A 20,298-nucleotide genomic window follows, 5' to 3' on the forward strand; every position below is an offset into this window, starting at 1 on the left:
TGGCTGGTGTTGTGGGCGCTGTGGCTCGCAGGTTGTGCGCAGCCAATGGCCAAAGCCCCCATGGATGAAGACAGCTGGAGTGGGCGCATTGCCCTGCAGATCGACGGGCAGGCCTCGCAGTCTTTTTCTGCCATGTTCGAGCTGCGCGGCACCGCCCAGGCGGGTGGACTCGTTTTGCTCAGCCCCTTCGGCAATCGCATTGCGCAACTCGACTGGAAAGATGGTCACGCGCAGCTGCTTAGCGGTCAGGACACCCGTACCTCTGATTCCCTGGACACGCTGCTCCAGGACGTTACCGGCACTCGCATTCCCGTGACCGCCTTGTTCAGCTGGCTCAAGGGCACCCAGGCCAGTGCGACGGGGTGGCAAGCAGACCTTACCGGCATTGCAGACGGGCGGCTGACGGCACGCCGCAGCGACCCGCAGCCTACCGCCACGCTGCGCATTGCGCTGACTCCCTGACGGCCTACAAACTGCTGCGGCCAGCAGAGCCGTTCGCACAGCAAAACCTCGCTCCCCACTCTTTCGCCCCATGCAAGCCTTGTATGACGTGCCAGCCCCGGCCAAGCTCAATCTTTTCTTGCACATCACCGGACGGCGTGCTGACGGCTATCACCTGCTGCAGTCCGTGTTCATGCTTGTGGACTGGTGCGACACCTTGCACTTCGAGCGCCGAGCCGATGGGCTCATTTCGCGGGAAGACCTGTCGATGGCGCTGCCCGAAGTGGATCTCTCGGTTCGCGCTGCTCGCGCGCTGCAAGCAGCCACGGGCTGCAACCAGGGTGCACACATCAGCATCATGAAACGCGTGCCTGCACAGGCGGGCATGGGAGGAGGCTCGTCTGATGCCGCCACCACGTTGCTCGCATTGAACCGGTTATGGGGGCTCAACCTGCCAAGACACGCGTTGGCCAAGATCGGTTTGCAACTGGGTGCAGATGTTCCGTTTTTTTTATGCGGTCACAACGCTTGGGTAGAGGGAATTGGTGAGACAATCACGCCGCTTGAGAAAGCGCACCAGCTGCCGCAAGCGAGCTTTGTGATCGTGAAGCCCGCAGCAGGTTTGGAGACAAAAGAAATTTTTTCGTCACCAAGTTTGAAACGCGATTCAGATAGTGCTACAATCTTAGGCTTTGCTGCAGCACACTTTGACTTCGGTCGAAACGACTTGCAGCCAGTTGCTCAGGCTCTTTGCCCCGATGTTTTGCAAGCCATTGAATGGCTCAAAGATCGCGACCTCAAAGGCAGAATGACAGGCTCAGGCAGTGCGGTGTTTGCGCAACTATCACACGCAGTTGACTTGAGCGGAGCCCCCGAGGGCTGGCAAGTGAAGGCATGTGAAAATCTGATGGTTCATCCTCTGGCAGGCTGGGCATCAGGAGAAATTTAAGGTTGGTTGCCCTCGGCAATTGACCTGTGTAGGGGAGTCGCCAAGCTGGTTAAGGCACCGGATTTTGATTCCGGCATGCGAAGGTTCGAATCCTTCTTCCCCTGCCAAACGCTTTCCGCGTACGGGCTTTTATTTCAGACTGCTGGGACGCTCATGCAAGCCAACCACCCCGACTTCATGGTTTTCACCGGCAATGCCAATCCTGGCATGGCAGCTGAAATTGCCCAACACCTCGGCACCACCCTCGGTGCGGCTGACGTGGGTCGCTTCTCTGACGGTGAAGTCACCGTCGAAATCAAACAAAACGTGCGCGCACGTGATGTTTTCGTGGTGCAGTCCACCTGCGCACCCACCAACGAAAACCTCATGGAACTGCTGATCATGGTCGATGCGCTCAAGCGCGCGTCGGCTGAGCGCATCAGCGCCGTGATTCCTTATTTCGGTTACGCCCGCCAGGACCGCCGCCCCCGCTCTACCCGTGTGCCCATCACGGCCAAGGTGGTGGCCAACATGCTGCAAGCCGTGGGCGTGGCCCGCGTGCTGACCATGGACCTGCACGCTGACCAGATCCAGGGCTTCTTCGATATTCCCGTGGACAACATCTATGCGTCGCCGGTGCTGCTGGGCGACCTGCGCCAGAAGAACTACGAAGATCTGATCGTCGTCTCCCCCGACGTGGGCGGCGTGGTGCGCGCACGCGCCCTGGCCAAGCAACTGAACTGCGATCTGGCCATCATCGACAAGCGCCGTCCTAAGGCCAACGTGTCGGAAGTGATGCACGTGATCGGCGAGATCGAAGGCCGCAACTGCGTGATCATGGACGACATGATCGACACCGCCGGCACGCTGGTGAAGGCTGCCGAAGTGCTCAAGGAGCGCGGTGCCAAGAAGGTGTACGCCTACTGCACGCACCCCATTTTCTCGGGTCCTGCCATCGAACGCATCGCCAAGGGCACAGCCCTCGATGAAGTCGTGGTGACCAACACCATCCCGCTGAGCGACAACGCCAAGGGATGTTCCAAGATTCGCCAACTCTCCGTGGCCCCGCTGATCGCCGAAACGATCCAGCGCATTGCCAAGGGTGAGTCGGTCATGAGTCTGTTCTCGGACCAGGACAACCTGTTCTGACACGCTCCCCCGGGAGCGTTGCAGTCGGATTGCACGCAGGCCTCCTTCGGGAGGCTTGTCTGTTCGAGAGCAATGCGCAGGCCTGCCGCCATGAAGGCGTCACAGGTCTTTTTTAATCGGGGTACGACTGGTCGCGGTCTACCCTTTTCAGGAGCTAACTATGAACTTCGTCGCTTTTGAGCGCGCCAAGCAGGGTACGGGTGCGAGCCGCCGTCTGCGTAATTCGGGCAAGACGCCTGGCATCGTGTACGGTGGTGCTACCGAGCCACAACTGATCGAGGTGGACCACAACGCACTGTGGCACGCCCTCAAGAAGGAAGCGTTCCACTCCAGCGTGCTGGACATGGAAGTGGCTGGCGCCACGTCCAAGGTTGTGCTGCGTGACGTGCAATACCACCCCTACAAGCAACTGGTGCTGCACATCGACTTCCAGCGCGTGGACGACAAGACCAAGCTGCACCTGAAGGTGCCACTGCACTACAGCGGTGCAGAAGAGTCCAACGCCGTCAAGGTGGACAAGTGCATGGTCAACCCGATAGTGAACGAACTGGACGTGACCTGCATGCCTTCGGACCTGCCCGAATTCATCGCTGTGGACCTGTCCAAGCTGGAAAAGGGTGCTTCCCTGCACCTGAAGGACATCAAGCTGCCCAAGGGCGTGGTGGCCAAGGTCCGCGGTGGCCAGAACAACAACCCCGTGCTGGTGTCCGTGGTGCCTCCAGTCGTGGTCGTCGAGACCCCTGCTGAAGCCGCTCCTGCTGCCGATGCCAAGGGCAAGGGCAAGGGCAAGAAGTAATTCGCCGGTCAACGACCTCGATCACTTCACCCGGTCAACCCGCTGTGCGGTGTTGACCACGAAACGGCCCACCTTGCGTGGGCCGTTTTCATTGGTGTGGCGCACTTTGCACGCCGCACCTCTCTCTCGCCGACTGCATCCTCAGGCAGCGGTAGCAATGCTGACGGCCTTTCTCCACCCCCAGCCACCGATAATCGCGCACATGATCAAGCTGTTTGTAGGCCTGGGAAACCCCGGGCCAGACTACGAGGACACGCGGCACAACGCCGGCTTCTGGTGGATTGATGCCCTGGCGCGCGAACTCAAGACCACGCTGGTGCCCGAGCGCAGTTACCACGGCCTGGTGGCACGCACCACGGTGCACGGCCAGAACGTATGGCTGCTGGAGCCGCAGACCTTCATGAACCTCTCGGGCAAGTCCGTGGCCTCGCTGGCGCGCTTTTTCAAAATCCTGCCCGAGGAAATCCTGGTGGTGCACGACGAACTGGACATTGCACCGGGCCAGGTCAAGCTCAAGCGCGGCGGCAGCCATGCCGGACACAACGGCCTGCGTGACATCCACGGACAGCTGGGCTCGCCCGACTACTGGCGCCTGCGCATCGGCATCGGCCATCCGGGCGTCAAAAGCGAAGTCGCCAACTGGGTGCTCAAGAAGCCGTCGCCAGACCAGCGCACGCTGATCGAGGACAGCATCGCCCACTCGCTCAAGGCCTACCCCGCTCTGTTGGCGGGGGACATGGAAAAGGCCACGCTGCTCATCCACACCACCAAACCGCCCCGCCCCAAGCCCCCTCGGCCTGTGGAGGACTGAGGGGCCACCAGTCCATCCAGCCGTTGCGCTGTGGATATTGCTATTTATTCAATAGCACCCAAGGCATGACCTACTAGCGCAAGCGGTCGATTTGGCTCAAATTACGTCGGCGTGGACGCCTGCAGCCGCTGGAACTTCTGCCACAGCGTCTCGCGGTTTTCCACATGCTGCGGGTTCACGGGAATGCAGGCCACAGGGCAGACCTGCACACACTGGGGCTCGTCGAAATGCCCTACACATTCTGTGCACTTGTTCGGGTCAATTTCGTAGATCTCCTGCCCCAGGTAGATCGCCTGGTTGGGGCACTCGGGCTCGCACACATCGCAGTTGATGCACTCGTCCGTGATCATCAGCGCCATACAGCCTCCCAGTGCACGGGGCCAAAAACAGGGGCAACGGAGCGAGCGGCGCAGTTCATGCTCCGTATTATCCCGCGCCGGTGGCATGTGCCTTGCGTGCCACACTGCAACCCACCACCGCTGACGGGGACGTTTTTACCGTTATGCTGTGTATACACATTAATTTTGACGCCCCTGCGTCTGACCCACCTGCCAACGCACCCCACCCATGGGCCTGTTTTTTCTCAAGCGGTTTGTCACCCTCCTGGCCACGTTGATTGGCGCCTCCATCGTCGTGTTCCTGGTGCTGGAAATCCTGCCGGGCAATGCCGCGCAGATTCTGATGGGTCCCGATGCCTCTCCGGATGCCGTGGCGGCTCTGGCCACCAAGCTGGGTCTGGACCAGCCCGCCAGCCTGCGCTACTGGCAATGGGTGAGCGGCCTGGTGGTGGGCAACATGGGCGACAGCTACGCCTACAGCTCGCCCGTACTCGACCTGGTGCTGGAGCGCCTGGCGCTTACCGTGCCGTTGGCCCTGATGGCCATGGTGATCACCACGGTGCTGGCATTGGCCGCCGGTGTGTACGCCGCGGCGCGCCACAACAAGCTGGGTGACGTGGGCGTGATGGGCCTGGCGCAGATCGGCATTGCCATCCCCAACTTCTGGTTCGCCATCCTGCTGATCCTGCTGTTCTCGGTGAAGCTGCAGTGGTTCTCAGCCGGCGGCTTTCCGGGCTGGACGGAAGACGCTGGCGGCAGCCCGCTAGAAGCCCTCAAAGCCCTGCTGCTGCCCGCCATTGCACTGGCCGTGGTGCAGGCTGCCATCCTCGCGCGCATTACCCGCTCGGCCGTGCTGGAGGTGCTGCGTGAAGACTTTGTACGCACGGCCCGCGCCAAGGGCCTCACGCAGCGCGCAGCGCTGTGGGGCCATGTGCTGCGCAACGCGATGATCCCGGTGGTCACCGTGATGGGGCTGCAGTTTGCCAACCTGCTGGCGGGCACCATCGTGGTCGAGAACGTGTTCTATCTGCCCGGCCTCGGGCGCCTGATCTTCCAGTCCATCTCCAACCGCGACCTGATCGTGGTGCGCAACTGCGTGATGCTGCTCGCCGCCATGGTGGTGATCGTGAACTTCGTCGTGGACATCCTCTACGCCGTGATCGACCCCCGCGTGAAGGCTTCCGACATCTGATCCCCATGAGCGCCGCTGTATCCCCCCCCTCCTCTTCCACGCCCTCCGCCCCCGGCTGGCTACACCGCGCGCTGCGCCACCGCAGTTTTGTCATCGGCGCCGTGTTGTCGGCGCTGCTGATCCTTGCTGCGCTGCTCTCCTTTGTCTGGACGCCTTGGTCGCCCTACGAGATGGACCTGGCCAACAAGCTGGCGACTCCCTCCGGCACCCACTGGCTGGGCACCGATGCCTTTGGCCGTGATGTGGCCTCGCTGCTGCTGGTAGGCGCCCGCAACTCCATCCTGGTGGGCGTGATCGCGGTGGGCATCGGCCTCACCATCGGCACGGCCCTGGGCCTGCTGGCCGCCGCCAAGCGCGGCTGGGTGGAAGAGCTGATCATGCGGCTGGCAGACTTCACTTTCGCCTTCCCCGCCATCCTCTCAGCCATCATGATGACGGCGGTGTTTGGTGCAGGCATTGTGAATTCCATCATCGCCATCGGCATCTTCAACATCCCGACGTTCGCACGCGTCACGCGCGCATCGGCCAACGCCGTGTGGTCGCGCGAATACATCCTGGCCTCGCGCGCCTGCGGCAAAGGCAGCTGGCGCATCACGCTGGAACACGTGCTGCCCAACATCCTGTCGGTGCTCATCGTGCAGGCCACCATCCAGTTCGCCATCGCCATCCTGGCCGAGGCCGCCCTGTCGTACCTGGGCCTGGGCACCCAGCCGCCCCAGCCCTCCTGGGGCCGCATGCTGAGCGAGGCACAGACACTGATGTTCCAGGCCCCGCTGCTGGCGGTGTGGCCCGGCATGGCGATTGCGCTGGCCGTGCTGGGGCTGAATCTGCTGGGCGACGGGCTGCGCGATTTGCTCGACCCCCGCCTCTCCCGCAAACGCTGACAGCCCCGCCCCGAAGACCACCTGCATTCCAAGATGTCTCTGTTAGAAGTCTCCAACCTCCGCATCCGCCTGCAGACGCACCGGGGCCCCGCCGATGCCGTGCGCGGCGTGAGCTTTTCGCTGGCGCGCGGTGAAACCCTGGGCCTGATCGGTGAATCAGGCTGCGGCAAGTCCATCACCGCCATGTCGCTCATGGGCCTGCTGCCCGAGAGTGCACAGGTCACCGGCAGCATCCGCTTTGATGGGCAAGAGCTGGTGGGCCGCACCGATGCACAGATGTGCAAGATGCGCGGCAACCGCATTGGCATGGTGTTCCAAGAGCCCATGACGGCCCTGAACCCCGTGCACACCATTGGCCGCCAGGTGGCGGAGCCGCTGCGCCTGCACCGGGGCATGAATGCAGCAGCCGCACGCACCGAAGCGATTGCCTTGCTGGACCGCGTGGGCATCCCCAACGCCGCACAGCGCTTTGACGCCTACCCGCACCAGTTCTCGGGCGGGCAGCGCCAGCGCATCACCATTGCGATGGCGCTGGCCTGCGGGCCCGACCTGCTGATTGCCGACGAGCCCACCACGGCGCTCGACGTGACCATCCAGCAGCAGATCCTGGACCTCATCAGCGACCTGGTGGCCGAGCGCAACATGGCGCTGATCCTCATCTCGCACGACCTGGGGGTGATCTCGCAGAACGTGGACCGCATGATGGTGATGTACGGCGGCAGCGTGGTCGAAAGCGGCTCCACTGCCTCGGTCTTCTCGGCCATGGCCCACCCTTACACACGCGGTCTGTTCGCCGCCCGGCCCCACCTGCGTGCCGTGCACGCGCCCGGGCAACGCCCGCGCCTGTCCACCATTCCGGGCACGGTGCCCGAGCTGGTGGACCTGCCCGCAGGCTGCCCGTTTGCAGGGCGCTGCAGCTACACGGTGGATGACTGCCACCACAAGCAGCCCGAGGCCACGCTGGTGGCCACCGATGCCGACGGCGACCACCTGGTGCGCTGCCTGCGGCGCGAAGCCATTGCCGAGGCGCAGAGTGCGGACGTGGTCAACATCATCGAGGTGGCTGCATGACCCAGGCCCCCCCCACCACCGTTGCGCCAGCCACCGCGCCACTGCTCCAGGTGACCGATCTGGTGCGCGAATACACACTGCCCCGCGAGCACCTGTTTCGCCAGCCGGGCAAGGTGCATGCGCTCAACGGTGTGAACTTCTCGATTGCCGCAGGCCGCAGCCTCGGCATCGTCGGCGAATCGGGCTCGGGCAAGTCCACCCTGGCACGGCTGGTGATGGCGCTCGATGCGCCCACCTCCGGCACGGTGGAGCTGCTGGGCCGCAACCTGCACCAGTTGCCCGCCGAGCAGCTGCGCCAGGCGCGCCGCGATTTTCAGATGGTGTTTCAGGACCCGTACGGATCGCTGGACCCGCGCCAGACCGTGGAGCGCATCGTGACCGAACCGCTGCAGGCACAGGGCCAGCCCACGCGCGCCGAGCAGCGCGAGCAGGCCGCCCAGGTGCTGTCGCAAGTGGGCCTGCGCACCAACGACCTGGGCAAGTACCCGCACGAATTTTCTGGTGGCCAGCGCCAGCGCATCGCCATTGCGCGTGCCCTCATCACCCGGCCCCGCCTCATCGTGGCCGACGAGCCTGTGAGCGCACTCGACGTGTCGGTACAAGCCCAGGTGCTGAACCTGATGCAAGACCTGCAGCAGCAGTTCGGCATCACCTACATGCTCATCAGCCATGACCTCGCGGTGGTCAACCACCTGTGTGACGAGGTGGTGGTGCTGTACCAGGGGCGCATCGTGGAGCGTGGCTCGCCGGGCGAGCTGTTCCGCAACGCGCAGCACCCTTACACGCAGTCGCTGGTGGGTGCCGTGCCGCAGGTGCTGCCCGGCCGGGCACGGGCACGCCGTGCGGCTGCCGCCGCTGCAGCGACTGCGGCAACGGCAAAAACCGCATAACCACATGCAGGTGTGATGGTGTAAAAAGCTTCTTTCCTCCCCGGTAACAAATTGCACCGGGGTCTCTATGGTTGTTGTCTGGTTTTTTGTCTGGAGAGTCCGAACATGCTGAACCGCCGTACCGTCCTTGCCACTGGCGCCATCGCCGCTGTGCCCTTGACCACCTCGCTTGGCGCCCTGGCGCAAGGCCGCAAAGATGCGGTGACGCTGGCGATGACGCTGGAGCCCCCAGGCCTGGACCCCACCGCCGGTGCGGCATCTGCCATCGCCGAAATCGTTCAGTACAACATCTTCGAGACGCTCACCAAGATCAACCCCGACGGCAGCGTGTCGCCCCTGCTGGCCGAAAGCTGGGAGGTCTCGCCCGACCTCAAGACCTACACCTTCAAGCTGCGCCGTGGCGTGAAGTTCCAGAATGGCGAGCCCTTCACCGCTGCGGCCGTCAAGTTCTCGTACGACCGCGCGGGCGGCGAGAAGAGCACCAACAAGGACAAGCGCACATTTGCCGGCATCACCACCCAGGTGGTGGACGACTACACCGTGGTGCTGCTGAACAAGGAGATCGACCCCGACCTGCTGTTCGTGCTGGGCCAGGCCACCTCCATCATCGTGGAGCCCAAGAGCGCCGACACCAACGCCAACAAGCCCGTGGGCACCGGCCCCTACCAGCTGCAAGCCTGGAACAAGGGCTCGTCGGTCGTGCTGACCGCCTGGGACGGCTACCGCGACGCCAAGGCCATCAAGATCAAGCGCGCCACCTTCCGCTTCATCTCCGACCCGGCCGCCCAGGTGGCCGCCCTGCTGGCCGGTGACGTGGACGCTTTCCCGCGCGTCACACCGCGCAGCGTGGCACAGTTCAAGGCCAACCCGAAGTACCAGGTGATCGTGGCAGGCTCGCGCGCCAAGACCATTCTGGCCATCAACAACGGCAAGAAGCCGCTGGACGACGTGCGCGTGCGCCGCGCCATTGCCGCAGCCATTGACCGCAAGGCCGTGATCGAAGGCGCGGGCGACGGCTACGGCGCACCCATCGGCAGCCACTACGTGCCCGGCGCGTTTGGCTATGTGGACACCACGGGCGTGAACCCCTACGACCCCGAAAAGGCCAAGAAGCTGCTGGCCGAGGCCGGCATCAAGACGCCGCTGGAGCTGACCATGACGCTGCCCCCCACGCCTTACGCCCGCCAGGGCGGCGAGGTGGTGGCCGCCCAGCTGGCCAAGGTCGGCATCATCGCCAAGATCCAGAACGTGGAATGGGCGCAGTGGCTCAGCGGCACCTACGGCAGCAAGAACTACGACCTGACCATCATCAGCCACGTGGAGCCCTTTGACCTGGGCAACTTTGCCAAGCCCGACTACTACTGGGCCTACAACTCGCCCAAGTTCAACGACCTGTTCACCCAGATCAAGAACGCCGCCCGCCCCGCCGACCGCGCCAAGCTGCTGGGCGATGCGCAGCGCCTGCTGGCCAACGATGCGGTGCACGCCTTCCTGTACTCCAACCAGTGGATCACGGTGGCCAACAAGAACCTCAAGGGCCTGTGGAAAGACATGCCCGTGTTCGTGAACGACATCTCCGCGCTGTCCTGGTCCTGACAGCCACGCGCCGCAACGCGGCGCGTGCAGGAGCCAAGACTCCTAGAACAATAGCTGCCAGCGCTTTATCCACTAGCGCTTGCAGCCTTTTTATTGATAAACATCGCTACGGCGACCACCCACCCCGCCATGACCGAACTGCACGACCTGCCCGCCCACGACCTGATTGCCGCCTACCGCCAGCGCAAGCTGTCACCGGTCGAGGTCACGCAGTCCGTGCTGGCCCACATTGAACGGTGGGAGCCCCATATCAAAGCCACCTACCTGCTGCGCCCCGAGGCCGCCCTGGCCCAGGCCCGTGCCTCCGAGGCCCGCTGGCTGCGCGGCGAGCCCAAGGGGCTGCTCGACGGCGTGCCCAGCACCATCAAGGAAAACATTGCCACCGAAGGCGACCCCACCCCGCTGGGCACGGCCGCCGTCGAGCTGGTGCCCGCCGCATCCGATGCCCCCCCCGCCGCCCGCATGCGCGAGGCAGGTGCCGTCATCGTCGCCAAGACCACCATGCCCGACTACGGCATGTTGTCATCCGGCCTGTCCACCTTTCACCCGCTGTCGCGCAACCCCTGGGACGTGAGCAAGGGCCCGGGTGGCTCCAGCGCCGGTGGTGGCGCAGCGGCCGCTGCGGGCTACGGCCCGCTGCACATCGGCACCGACATTGGTGGCTCGCTGCGCCTGCCCGCCAGCTGGTGCGGCATCTTCAGCCTCAAACCCAGCCTGGGCCGCATCCCGATTGACCCGCCCTACACTGGCCGCGCCGCCGGCCCCATGACCCGCACCGTGGCCGACGCCGCGCTGATGATGCAGGTGCTGAGCCAGCCCGACGCACGCGACAGCATGAGCCTGCCCTACCAGGACATCGCCTGGAGCCAGTTCAACAAGGGCGCAGAACGCCTGCGCGGCCTGCGCATCGGCCTGCTGCTGGATGCAGGCTGCGGCCTGCCGGTAGACCCCGAGGTGAAGGCCGCCGTGGAGCGCGCAGCCCAACTCATGGAAGCCGCTGGCGCCACCATCGTGCCCATGGCACCTTTCATGACCCAGGCCATGCTCGACGGCATGGACCACTTCTGGCGCATGCGCTCGCACATCGACCTGCAGGCCCTGCCGGCGGCGCGGCGCGACAAGGTGCTGCCCTACATCCGCACCTGGGCCGACAGTGCCGCCGGCATGAGCGGCACCGAGGTCTTCACCGCCAGCCACCAGTTCCACCTGACGCGCGTGGCCGCCGTCAAGGCCTGCAGCGCGTTCGACTATGTGATCTCGCCCGTGGCGCCCAACGTCGCCTTCCAGGCCGAGCTGCCCTCGCCCACCAACGACCCGCTGCGCCCGCTGGAACACATCGGCTTTACCGTGCCATTCAACATGTCCGAGCAACCTGCGGCCTCGGTCAACTGCGGCTACACCCGCGCTGGTTTGCCCGTCGGCCTGCAGATTGCGGGCGCACGTTTTGACGACCTGGGCGTGCTGCAGGTGGCGCACGCGTTCGAGCTGATCCGCGAACCCCAGCGGGCATGGCCCCAGCCGCCTGCGGCATAACCCTGCATCTGTCGTGCGTTGTTGTTGGTAACCTTGGGGGGATACGCTCTGACGCTGGCACCACCGCTGGAGCCCCCCCGCCTTACCAACCACCATCCCACCACCGCATGGACATCATCATCCTGGCGATCCTCATCGCCACCGGCACCTTCATGCTCAACGCCAAAGAGCAGCGCAAGCGCATTGCGCTGCTGGGCAAACACCTGGCCAACTACCAGATCGAAAAGCTGATGGAGGCGCTGACCGACGGCTACCTGCGCGCCCTGGGTGAAAGCACCGACGAGCGCCGCAGCCAGATATGGAGCCTGCTGAGCACCACCGAGTCGCAACTGAGCGAGCAGTTCAGCCGCTTTGCCGCCGACTTTGCCAAGGTGGACGAAGCCCACGCCCGCGTCAGCCGGCTCTCCGTGCCGATCCCGTTTGCCGACAAGCTGCTGCCCGCCATGACCTTTGACGTGCGCCGTGCGCTCGCCATCCACGCGCGCGGCATTGCCCATGTGGTGCAGAACACCAGCCACCTGTCGCCCAAAGACCGCGCCTACATGATGACGGCCGAGCTGTTTCTGATGCAGCACACCTGCCACTGGTACTGCAAGTCCAAAACGGTGGCCAGCGCCCGCATGCTGGCGCGGCACCAGACGCCGCACGAACAGCTCGTCGCTTCCGTTTCAGCCGAAACCCGCAACGCCTACGTGACCTTGATCAACGGCGGCTGAGCCCAGCGACCCAACAATGCCCCATGCCATCCTCCACGCACACCCGCATGACAGACAGCCTGGGCAACGCCATCACGCTGCAGGACGAAGCCAGCGCGACAGCGCTGAATGACTTTGTAGAAGGCTTCATCGCCTGCGAAGCCCGCGCAGTGAACGTGCTGAACGCGGCGGCCGACACCAGCCCCATCGTTCAGGCCAGCTGCGCCGCGCTGCACATGTTTGCCGAGTCGGCAGACGCTCCGCGCAACGCCCGCCCCTTCATCGACCAGGCCCTGGCCCGCGCCACAGAGGCTACCGAGCGTGAACAACGCTTTGTGGCCGCCATCGCCGCCTGGGTGGATGGCGACCTGCCCCGCGCCATTGCGCTGCACGAGGAGCAAGCCCGCCTGCACCCGCGCGACCTCGCCTCCCTCAAGCTCGGCCAATACCATTTGTTCAACCGGGGCGACTCACCCGGCATGCTGCGCCTGGCGCTGCAGGCTCTGCCCGCAGCGGCCGAGGTGCCCTACCTGCACGGCATGCTGGCCTTTGGCTGGGAGCAATGCCACCGCCTGCAAGAGGCTGAAAGCGCCGCACGCCACGCCATCACCCTGTGCCGCAAAGAACCCTGGGCCCACCACGCGCTGGCCCACGTCATGCTGACACAGGGCCGCATCCGCGAAGGTACCGACTTCATGGCCAGCGTGGGCGACACCTGGACGGGCCTGAACTCCTTCATGGTCACGCACAACTGGTGGCACCAGGCGCTGTTTTTGCTGGAGCAGGACCGGCATGCCGAAGTGCTGGCGCTCTACGACAGCCAGGTCTGGGGCGTGGTCAAGGAATACACCCAGGACCAGATCAACGCCGTATCACTGCTCGCCCGGCTGGAGTTGGCAGGCGTGGATGTCGGCGACCGCTGGACCGACGTAGCCGACCACCTGGCACTGCGCCTGGCCGACCACGTACTGCCCTTCCTGGACCTGCAATACCTCTACGGCCTGGCCCGTGCCGGGCGCATGGAGGCCGCGCGCACGCTGCAAAACAACATCACCGCCCACGCCGCCACCCGCACTGAGGCGCAGGAGCGCACCGTGTGGCAGCAAGTGTGTGTGCCTGCCGCCCACGGCCTGCTGGCGCATGCGCATGGCGACTGGGCGACGGCGGTGGAGAAGCTGGGCGTGGCCCTGCCCCGGCTGGTGGAGATTGGCGGCAGCCATGCGCAGCGGGATCTGTTTCACCAGATCTGGCTGGATGCACTGCAGCGCAATGGGCAGTGGGCGGCGGTGCAGAACGTGTTGCAGCCGATAGTGAATGGGCAGCCGGAGTCGGTGAGGCTGGCGCGGCGGGTGGGAGTTGTGAATGGGGTGTTGGGGTTGCCTGCTGAGTGACCCTTAGCCCACTCCAGAAATGGCCGCTCATATCCCCAAACCTTAAGTCGACTCGCGATGAACTTCAAAGAATGGATGTTGCAACGAGGTCTCTCCGCATCTACCGCAGAGAAGTACGCTGGCGCAGTTTCGGGGCCACTTTCCGAATGGGGACTTGCAGCTGGCCTGATCGAGGGACCTCTCGTAGCGATGGAATCGCCAGCTACCTATGCCGAAGTAACTTCGAAACTGACAACTCTGCCAATTTTTATCGAACGAAACGCGCGAGGGCACAACATGTACAGCAGCGCGCTCGCGAAGTTTGCTGGCTATCTTGAAGAAGGATTCAGCGGCGAAGTCGGGGCAGATATTGAGGGCGTGCTCAGCGATGTTTCAATCAATCCAACTGAGAAACTAGAACTTGTTAAAGCCCGGATAGGACAAGGCATATTTCGTCAAAAGCTACTTTTGCACTGGGAATGCTGCGCAGTCACCGGATACGCTGAAATAAGCATGCTGGTGGCTTCCCACATTAAGCCCTGGAGTGCCTCGTCAAATACGGAGCGGCTTGACCCCTTCAATGGCTTGCTACTCGTCCCCAACATTGACCGCGCGTTTGATAGAGGGTTTGTCAGCTTTGACGAGGCGGGCACACTGATAGTTTCGCCCCTGCTACCTCATGCGAGGGATCTTGGAATCACTGCAGGCTCTCGCATAGCGCTGCGTCAAGAGCATCAGCCCTTCATGGCTTATCACAGGGCGCACGTCTTCCGCTCAAACTAACGCACCACCAACTTCGTCTGGTCGTACACCGGCTGCTCTGGCAAATCCGCGAGGTGCCGCACATCGGCCCAGTCCAGCACCTGCACCGCTTCGCCGCTGACCCGCACGCGGTTGAGCCCCGCGTTGGGGATGTCGCTCTGGCGCGGGCCATCCAGTCCTGTGCCACGCGCAGTGCGCCAGATCATGTCGAGCACGCCGCCGTGGGTGACCACCATCACGGTCTGGCCGCTGTGCTGCTGGGCGATGCGGTACACGGCATCCATCACGCGGGTGTGGAACTGGCGGGTGGTCTCGCCGCCGGGCATGCCGTAGTCGGCTTCAAAGCGCAGCCACTGGTTCCATGCGTCGGCGTGGTCCTGCTTGACGTCGTCCACGCGCTTGCCGTCCACCACACCAAAGTTTTGTTCGCGCAGGGCGCTGTCGGTGAGGGTGTCGATGCGGGCCTGGGGGAACAGCACCTGCAGGCTGGGCGCGGCGGTCTGCTGGGTACGGATGAGGTCGCTGCAGATGAGGTGGTGCACCACGGGGCGCTCTGCAGCCAGGCGCTCGGCCAGGCGGCGGGCCTGTTCGTGGCCAGTGGCGTTGAGGGGCACATCCACGTGGCCCTGGAAGCGCAGTTCGCGGTTCCAGTCGGTCTCGCCGTGGCGGATCAGAATCAATTCAGTCATAGGAGCGTGCTGTGTGCTTTTACGTGTCCACGAAAGCCGGGGAAAGGCCCGGCAACTAGGCGCAAGGCGCGCCGCAGTATGCATACTGCAAGCGGCTTGCAACAACGTTGCCGGGCCTTTCCCCGGCTTTCCCACAGGGTTGGGCCAGTAGGCCAGCGCTCGCGGCGTTGCAGACCTTGCCAAGGCCACCAGCCTTGGCAGCAGTCCGCGCCTTGCGATCACTGGCCTTCTGGCCCAACGTGGGCACGTAAAAGCACATAGCACGCTCCCGCCATTATCGAATGCATACACATGATTGCAAGCACTTTTGGCCGCTAGCGCTTATGCAATAAGCGCTGATAGCTATGTTTTTTATAACAGCCGTATGTCCACCACTCACCGAGCGGCCCGTCACCGCATGGGCACGACCAGTACCTTGCGGCGCGGCTGGCAGCCGGGGCCTTCGTAGGGGGCGCTGTCGCGCTCCCAGCCAGGGCCCGGCGAGGTTTGCGCGCACACGCGCTGGCCATCGACCAGGCTGCGCCAGTAGTACCAGGGCGCGGGGGCGGCCTGTACCAGCAGCGGGGCCAGCAAGACCAGCGCGAACAAAAGGCGGGGGGCAAAAGGCATGGGCAAACGAAGCATCCAGCGTGTCTCGCCCATCCTACGCAGCCTGCGCCGGGCAGATGCCAAGAAAAACGGTGGAATGGTTGGTCACGGATTTTCAGCCGTGACGATCCAGCCTTCCAGCGGGTCGAGCCCAGGCGGCAGGCCATAGAGCGCATCGCCCTCGGCATGGCGCTGCTCGGCCCAGGCGGCTTGCAGCAGGCACAGCACGGCGTCCAGGCTGTCGCCGCTGGCGTCCTGCACCAGCGCATCGCGCTGGGCGTGGCTGAGCTTGAGGCGCAGGCCCAGGCGGGTGTGGCCCAGCTCCAGCGCGTTGACCAGGTCTTTGCGGGCGATGAGGCGGTCGGACGTCTGCTTGGCGCGGTCGTCGCTTTTGTAGCTGCGCCGCTGCAGCACCTCGCGCGCGAGCAGACCGGGGTAGGCCTCCAGCGCCACGCGGTGGGGGTCGCCTGCGTGCAGGCCTGGCAGGTGCACACCGGCGTCCAGCAGCAGCGGCAAGCCCGCGTGCAGCATGTAGGCCACCGGCGGGTTCACCCATTTCATGGACGGGCTGGAGCCTGCGGGCCCGTCGGTGGCGCGGTGGGCAAATTTGCCCCCCACAGGGCGCGCATCGCAAAACGCCGCAAACTGCGCGCGGATCTGCTCGCGGCTGAGGTGGCGGTAGTGCTGCATGCAGGCCAGCCAGTCGGTGGGCCAGCCCAGCGACTGCACCAGCTCGCGCGGCAGGCCAAGGGGCAGATCGAACCCGCCCACCCAGTCGCCGGGCTGGGCCAGCCACTGGCCAAACGCGGCCAGGGTGTCGAACGGCTGCAGCGCGGTGATAACCACACGCGCGCCCTGGCGCTGGCCCAGCGCCAGCACGATGGGTTTGCGCCGCGTGGGGCTGCTGGAGAAGTCGCAGCCCAGCAGGTGGAATGGGGGTTGGGGTGCCATGGTGGTCATCCCAAGGCCAGGGCCGTGACACCCGCTGCAATGCACAGCGCGCCACAGATACGCGCCAGGCGGTCCCCCTCGCCCAGCAGGTGCCCGCCAATCAGCGCGGCAAACAGCATGGACACCTCGCGCGCCGGGGCCACGTGCGACAGGGGCGCCTGCTGCATGGCATAAAGCACCAGCACATAGGCCACCGGGCTCACCACCGCCACGGCCAGGGCAAAACGCCACTGCGCCAGCCACAGCGTGCGGGCCGTGGGCAGGTCGCGCAGCACCACCGGGGCCAACAGGCCCACACGCACAAAGTTGCCCATGTAGTCCACCAGAATGGGCGACATGAGCAGAAACTTGACCGCATAGCCGTCAACCACCGTGTAGCTGGCAATGAAAGCCCCCGTGAGCAAGCCGTACAACATGCCCTTGTGCACCCGCGCCCGCGCGGCAGGGTCGTGCGCGGCGCGCAGCAGGCCCGGGCCACCCGCAATCAGGAACACGCCCCCCACCACGCCCACGATGCCCAAGGCACCCAGCGCCGAGATCTGCTCGCCCAGCAGCGTGATGGCCACCAGCGACGACAACAGCGGCCCCGAGCCGCGCGCCAGCGGGTAGACCACGGTGAGGTCCGCCACACGGTAGCCGCGCAGCAGGATGACGAAGTACGCCACATGCAGCAGCCCGCTGGCGGCCACGAAGCCCCACTCCACCGCACCCCACTGCGGCACCGCGTCGCGCCCCAGGTACCAGCCCAGCGGCGCCCAGACGACCATCATGATCACCGAGGTGAAGAACGCAAACCGCGAGTCCCCCCCGGCCTTCTTGGCCACGATGTTCCAGCACGCGTGGATGAGGCCGGCGAGGATGATGAGGGCGAAGGCGGTGAAGGTCACGGGTCAGAAAGAGAGAGGGCTTGAATGCAAAAAGCCGCAGCCCCTGTGGGCTGCGGCTGCAATGACGAGTTCAGGACAACGAAGAAAAGTGGGGTGATTGGCGTAGCGAGCGGCCTCAGCCTGGGTGGAGGAACGCAGCCGCACTCCCGTGCGGCGAGTACCGCAGGCCCGGGATCAGGCCGCGCAGTAGCCAAGCGCCCCGCTTTTCAAGCTCGGCCGATGATGGAGGCGGTGGCCATCAACTCTTCAAGCAGCGCAAACGACACCTTGCCCGACACCGCATACGGATCCAGCTCGGGCTTTTCGGAGTATTTCAGCAGGATGGAGTGGTTGATCTTAGACAGGTTGACCTGCCCCATGGTCCAGCCGCCAAAGCGGCGCTCGGCGATTTCTTCGTAGTGCAGCAGCTCCACGTTCTTGTGGCGCGTGTCCTTCTGGATGTGGCCGTACAGCTCGCTCACCGCAGAGCGCCCGCCCTCGATGGCTTGCAAAAACACGCCGCCGCCGTAGCACAGCACGCCGGTGATGCCGCTGCCGGGGTTGTGCTGACGCGACTGCGTCAGGATGGCTTCAATGGCGGCGGGCGAGGTATCGACCGCGCGACTGGCGTAAAGCAGGCGTACCAGCATGGTCAGTTCTTTCCAGGGATGAGAGACAAAAATTCACGGCGCAAAGCGCTGTCCTTGAGGAACACGCCACGCATGACCGAGTTGATCATGCGGCTGTCGTTGTCGCGCACGCCGCGCCAGGACATGCAGAAGTGGCTGGCTTCCATGACGATGGCCAGGCCGTCGGGCTGGGTCTTTTCCATGATCAGGTCGGCCAGCTGCACCACGGCTTCTTCCTGGATCTGGGGGCGGCCCATGATCCAGTCCACCAGGCGCGCGTATTTGCTCAGGCCGATCACGTTGGTGTGCTCGTTGGGCATCACGCCGATCCAGATCTTGCCGATCACGGGGCAGAAGTGGTGGCTGCAGGCGCTGCGCACGGTGAGCGGGCCCACGATCATCAGCTCGTTCAAGTGCTCGGCGTTGGGGAATTCGGTGATGGGCGGCTGCGCTACGTAGCGGCCACGGAACACCTCGTTGAGGTACATCTTGGCCACGCGGCGCGCGGTGTTGTTGGTGTTGTGGTCGCCCTGGGTGTTGATCACCAGGCTGTCGAGCACGCCTTGCATCTTGACCTCGACCTCGTCGAGCAGCTTTTCCAGCTCGCCGGGCTCGATGAATTCGGCAATGTTGTCGTTGGCGTGAAAGCGCTTGCGCGCGGCGGCAAGGCGTTCTCGGATCTTGACGGAAACGGGCGTGCCTTCGTCCGGTGAGGTGGGCGTCATATCGGCGGCAGGTTGGCTGGACATGGCTGGCATCGTACCAGCGAACCCAGTTTGATCAATTACAAGGGTTTTAGGCAGCAAGCGCTAGTGGAATATGCCTTAGAAGCTATCAATAAAGTAGCAATCTCGACAAAGGCGCCCTCAATACCGCTTGCCCGTCACCCACAGCGCCAGGCGCATGAGACCAAACGCCACGCGGTCCAGCACCCGCTGGCGCAGCGGGCGGCCGGCATAGCGCGCAGGGTCCATGCGGCGGCCCGCGTGCTGCATGGCGTGCACCAGGCGCTGGCGCAGGTCGATGGCGAAGGCAGCGTCTTCCACCACCACGTTGGCCTCGCGCGCCAGCAGCAGGGAGAGCGGGTCGAGGTTGGACGAGCCCACCGTGGCCCAGGGCCGGTCGCCCTGTGCATCGATAACGGCCACCTTGGCATGCAGAAAGCTGGGGGCGTACTCGTAGATCTCGACGCCGGCCTCCAGCAGCGCGCCGTACACGGGACGGGCCGCGTGGTACTGCATGAAGTATTCGTACCGCCCCTGCAACAGCAGGCGCACCCGCACACCCCGGCGTGCGGCCATCACCAGCGCGCGGCGCAGCTTGCCGCCGGGCATGAAGTAGGCATTGGCAATGATGACCTCGTGCCGCGCTGCGCCGATGGCGCGGCGGTAGGCCTTCTCGATGCGGCTGCGGTTGCGCACGTTGTCGCGCAGCACCAGGGTGGCGCGCACAGGCGGGCCTGCGCCGGGGTCGCCGCCCTGCTCTGCGTGCCGTGCCGCGCTGGCCGCGCGCAGGGCCTGCAGGGCCTCCGGCAAGCGGCGCTGGCGCGCGTCGCGCACGGCCTGCATGCGCCACCAGAGCTGGTCCATGGTGTCGCTGGCCGATGCCACCAGGCTGCCCGTGGCCCGCACGGCAAAGTCAAAACGGGGTGCCTCCAGCGTGCCGTGGTTGGGGTCGTGAAAGTCGTCCAGCACATTGATGCCGCCGCAAAACAGCACCCGCCCATCCACCACACACAGCTTGCGGTGCAGGCGCCGCCAGCGGTGCGGCAGCAGCAGCCCCAGCGGCCCCAGCGGCGAATACACGCTGCACAGCACCCCGGCGGCCTGCAACTGATCGGCCCAGGCCTTGGGCAACGCGCCCGTGCCCACGCCATCGACCACCAGATGGGTGCGCACGCCGCGCGCTGCAGCGCGCATCAGCGCCTGGGCCACGGTGGCTCCGGCGCCGGTGAAGTCAAAGATATAGGTCTCGAACTGGATGTCCGCCATCGCAGCATCCATGGCCTCGGTGAGCGCCGGAAAGAACTCCTCGGCGCCTTGCAGCAGCCGGACCTGGTGGTCGTCGGCGGGCCAGGTGCCCGGGGCCTGCGCAAAGGACTTGCGCCTCATCCCGTCAC

The 20,298-nt window shown here is 64.8% G+C and carries 22 protein-coding genes and 1 tRNA gene; 15 read left to right on the top strand and 8 right to left on the bottom strand.

Translation table 11 applies throughout. The annotated features are described in order from the left end of the window. Positions 1-45: 45 nt before the first annotated feature. From CLU87_RS15820 to pth, 6 genes are all read left to right on the top strand, one after another. Positions 46-462, top strand: a complete 417-nt coding sequence (locus CLU87_RS15820) for a lipoprotein insertase outer membrane protein LolB (protein ID WP_233193801.1) — start codon at positions 46-48, stop codon at positions 460-462. A 70-nt stretch (positions 463-532) separates the two neighbouring features. Continuing rightward, complete coding sequence (gene ispE / locus CLU87_RS15825; protein WP_099731060.1) at positions 533-1,390, top strand: 4-(cytidine 5'-diphospho)-2-C-methyl-D-erythritol kinase; 858 nt, start codon at positions 533-535, stop codon at positions 1,388-1,390. Positions 1,391-1,420: 30 nt separating this feature from the next. Then, a tRNA-Gln gene (locus tag CLU87_RS15830) sits at positions 1,421-1,497 on the top strand. Between the two features lie 46 nt (positions 1,498-1,543). Beyond that, positions 1,544-2,518: a ribose-phosphate pyrophosphokinase gene (locus CLU87_RS15835; protein WP_056060480.1), complete on the top strand. Its 975-nt coding sequence runs from the start codon at positions 1,544-1,546 to the stop codon at positions 2,516-2,518. 160 nt (positions 2,519-2,678) lie between these two features. Next, positions 2,679-3,314 (top strand): 50S ribosomal protein L25/general stress protein Ctc, encoded by a 636-nt coding sequence (locus CLU87_RS15840; RefSeq protein ID WP_056060476.1) that lies wholly within the window; start codon positions 2,679-2,681, stop codon positions 3,312-3,314. 202 nt (positions 3,315-3,516) lie between these two features. Beyond that, positions 3,517-4,125 carry an aminoacyl-tRNA hydrolase gene (gene pth / locus CLU87_RS15845; RefSeq protein ID WP_056747313.1) on the top strand — a complete coding sequence of 203 codons (609 nt, stop codon included), beginning with the start codon at positions 3,517-3,519 and terminating at the stop codon, positions 4,123-4,125. Positions 4,126-4,226: 101 nt separating this feature from the next. Here the strand turns inward: pth and CLU87_RS15850 are convergent, their stop codons facing one another. After that, a complete protein-coding gene (locus tag CLU87_RS15850) occupies positions 4,227-4,484 on the bottom strand; it encodes a YfhL family 4Fe-4S dicluster ferredoxin (RefSeq protein ID WP_099731061.1) in 258 nt (85 codons plus the stop codon). A 208-nt stretch (positions 4,485-4,692) separates the two neighbouring features. Here CLU87_RS15850 and CLU87_RS15855 point away from each other — a divergent pair, with 208 nt between their 5' ends. The 9 genes from CLU87_RS15855 to CLU87_RS15895 all read left to right on the top strand — a co-directional run bounded on the left by CLU87_RS15855 (position 4,693) and on the right by CLU87_RS15895 (position 14,477). Beyond that, the gene (locus tag CLU87_RS15855; protein ID WP_056060468.1) at positions 4,693-5,655 is read left to right on the top strand and encodes an ABC transporter permease; all 963 of its coding nucleotides are present in this window, start codon (positions 4,693-4,695) and stop codon (positions 5,653-5,655) included. Between the two features lie 5 nt (positions 5,656-5,660). Beyond that, a complete protein-coding gene (locus tag CLU87_RS15860) occupies positions 5,661-6,539 on the top strand; it encodes an ABC transporter permease (protein WP_099731062.1) in 879 nt (292 codons plus the stop codon). A gap of 33 nt (positions 6,540-6,572) precedes the next feature. Further along, entirely contained in the window at positions 6,573-7,610 is a 1,038-nt protein-coding gene (locus CLU87_RS15865; protein ID WP_099731063.1) for an ABC transporter ATP-binding protein, read from the top strand. After that, the gene (locus CLU87_RS15870; RefSeq protein ID WP_099731064.1) at positions 7,607-8,500 is read left to right on the top strand and encodes an ATP-binding cassette domain-containing protein; all 894 of its coding nucleotides are present in this window, start codon (positions 7,607-7,609) and stop codon (positions 8,498-8,500) included. Before CLU87_RS15865 ends, CLU87_RS15870 begins: the two co-directional genes overlap by 4 nt. Positions 8,501-8,605: 105 nt before the next feature. Continuing rightward, positions 8,606-10,096, top strand: a complete 1,491-nt coding sequence (locus tag CLU87_RS15875) for an ABC transporter substrate-binding protein (RefSeq protein ID WP_099731065.1) — start codon at positions 8,606-8,608, stop codon at positions 10,094-10,096. Positions 10,097-10,225: 129 nt separating this feature from the next. Further along, positions 10,226-11,629 (top strand): amidase, encoded by a 1,404-nt coding sequence (locus CLU87_RS15880; protein ID WP_099731066.1) that lies wholly within the window; start codon positions 10,226-10,228, stop codon positions 11,627-11,629. Positions 11,630-11,736: 107 nt separating this feature from the next. Then, positions 11,737-12,345, top strand: a complete 609-nt coding sequence (locus CLU87_RS15885; RefSeq protein ID WP_099731067.1) for a hypothetical protein — start codon at positions 11,737-11,739, stop codon at positions 12,343-12,345. Positions 12,346-12,368: 23 nt separating this feature from the next. Beyond that, positions 12,369-13,715, top strand: a complete 1,347-nt coding sequence (locus CLU87_RS15890; protein ID WP_099731068.1) for a tetratricopeptide repeat protein — start codon at positions 12,369-12,371, stop codon at positions 13,713-13,715. A gap of 57 nt (positions 13,716-13,772) precedes the next feature. Beyond that, a complete protein-coding gene (locus CLU87_RS15895) occupies positions 13,773-14,477 on the top strand; it encodes an HNH endonuclease (RefSeq protein WP_199170840.1) in 705 nt (234 codons plus the stop codon). Here the strand turns inward: CLU87_RS15895 and CLU87_RS15900 are convergent. The 7 genes from CLU87_RS15900 to clsB form a co-directional block, all read right to left on the bottom strand. Then, complete coding sequence (locus CLU87_RS15900; RefSeq protein WP_099731070.1) at positions 14,474-15,145, bottom strand: histidine phosphatase family protein; 672 nt, start codon at positions 15,143-15,145, stop codon at positions 14,474-14,476. The genes CLU87_RS15895 and CLU87_RS15900 overlap by 4 nt on opposite strands. Positions 15,146-15,535: 390 nt before the next feature. Next, positions 15,536-15,754 (bottom strand): hypothetical protein, encoded by a 219-nt coding sequence (locus CLU87_RS15905; protein ID WP_099732209.1) that lies wholly within the window; start codon positions 15,752-15,754, stop codon positions 15,536-15,538. A gap of 84 nt (positions 15,755-15,838) precedes the next feature. Continuing rightward, entirely contained in the window at positions 15,839-16,693 is an 855-nt protein-coding gene (locus CLU87_RS15910) for a DUF429 domain-containing protein (protein ID WP_099731071.1), read from the bottom strand. Continuing rightward, positions 16,690-17,571: a DMT family transporter gene (locus tag CLU87_RS15915; RefSeq protein ID WP_056060430.1), complete on the bottom strand. Its 882-nt coding sequence runs from the start codon at positions 17,569-17,571 to the stop codon at positions 16,690-16,692. Before CLU87_RS15915 ends, CLU87_RS15910 begins: the two co-directional genes overlap by 4 nt. Positions 17,572-17,777: 206 nt before the next feature. Continuing rightward, positions 17,778-18,200 carry a BLUF domain-containing protein gene (locus CLU87_RS15920; protein WP_056060427.1) on the bottom strand — a complete coding sequence of 141 codons (423 nt, stop codon included), beginning with the start codon at positions 18,198-18,200 and terminating at the stop codon, positions 17,778-17,780. 2 nt (positions 18,201-18,202) lie between these two features. Then, positions 18,203-18,928: a GTP cyclohydrolase I gene (gene folE / locus CLU87_RS15925; protein ID WP_056060424.1), complete on the bottom strand. Its 726-nt coding sequence runs from the start codon at positions 18,926-18,928 to the stop codon at positions 18,203-18,205. Between the two features lie 117 nt (positions 18,929-19,045). Further along, positions 19,046-20,290 (bottom strand): cardiolipin synthase ClsB, encoded by a 1,245-nt coding sequence (gene clsB, locus CLU87_RS15930; protein ID WP_099731072.1) that lies wholly within the window; start codon positions 20,288-20,290, stop codon positions 19,046-19,048. Between the last annotated feature and the right edge of the window lie 8 nt (positions 20,291-20,298).

Origin of the sequence: Acidovorax sp. 59, from assembly GCF_002754175.1 — a bacterium.
GTDB lineage: Bacteria > Pseudomonadota > Gammaproteobacteria > Burkholderiales > Burkholderiaceae_C > Acidovorax > Acidovorax delafieldii.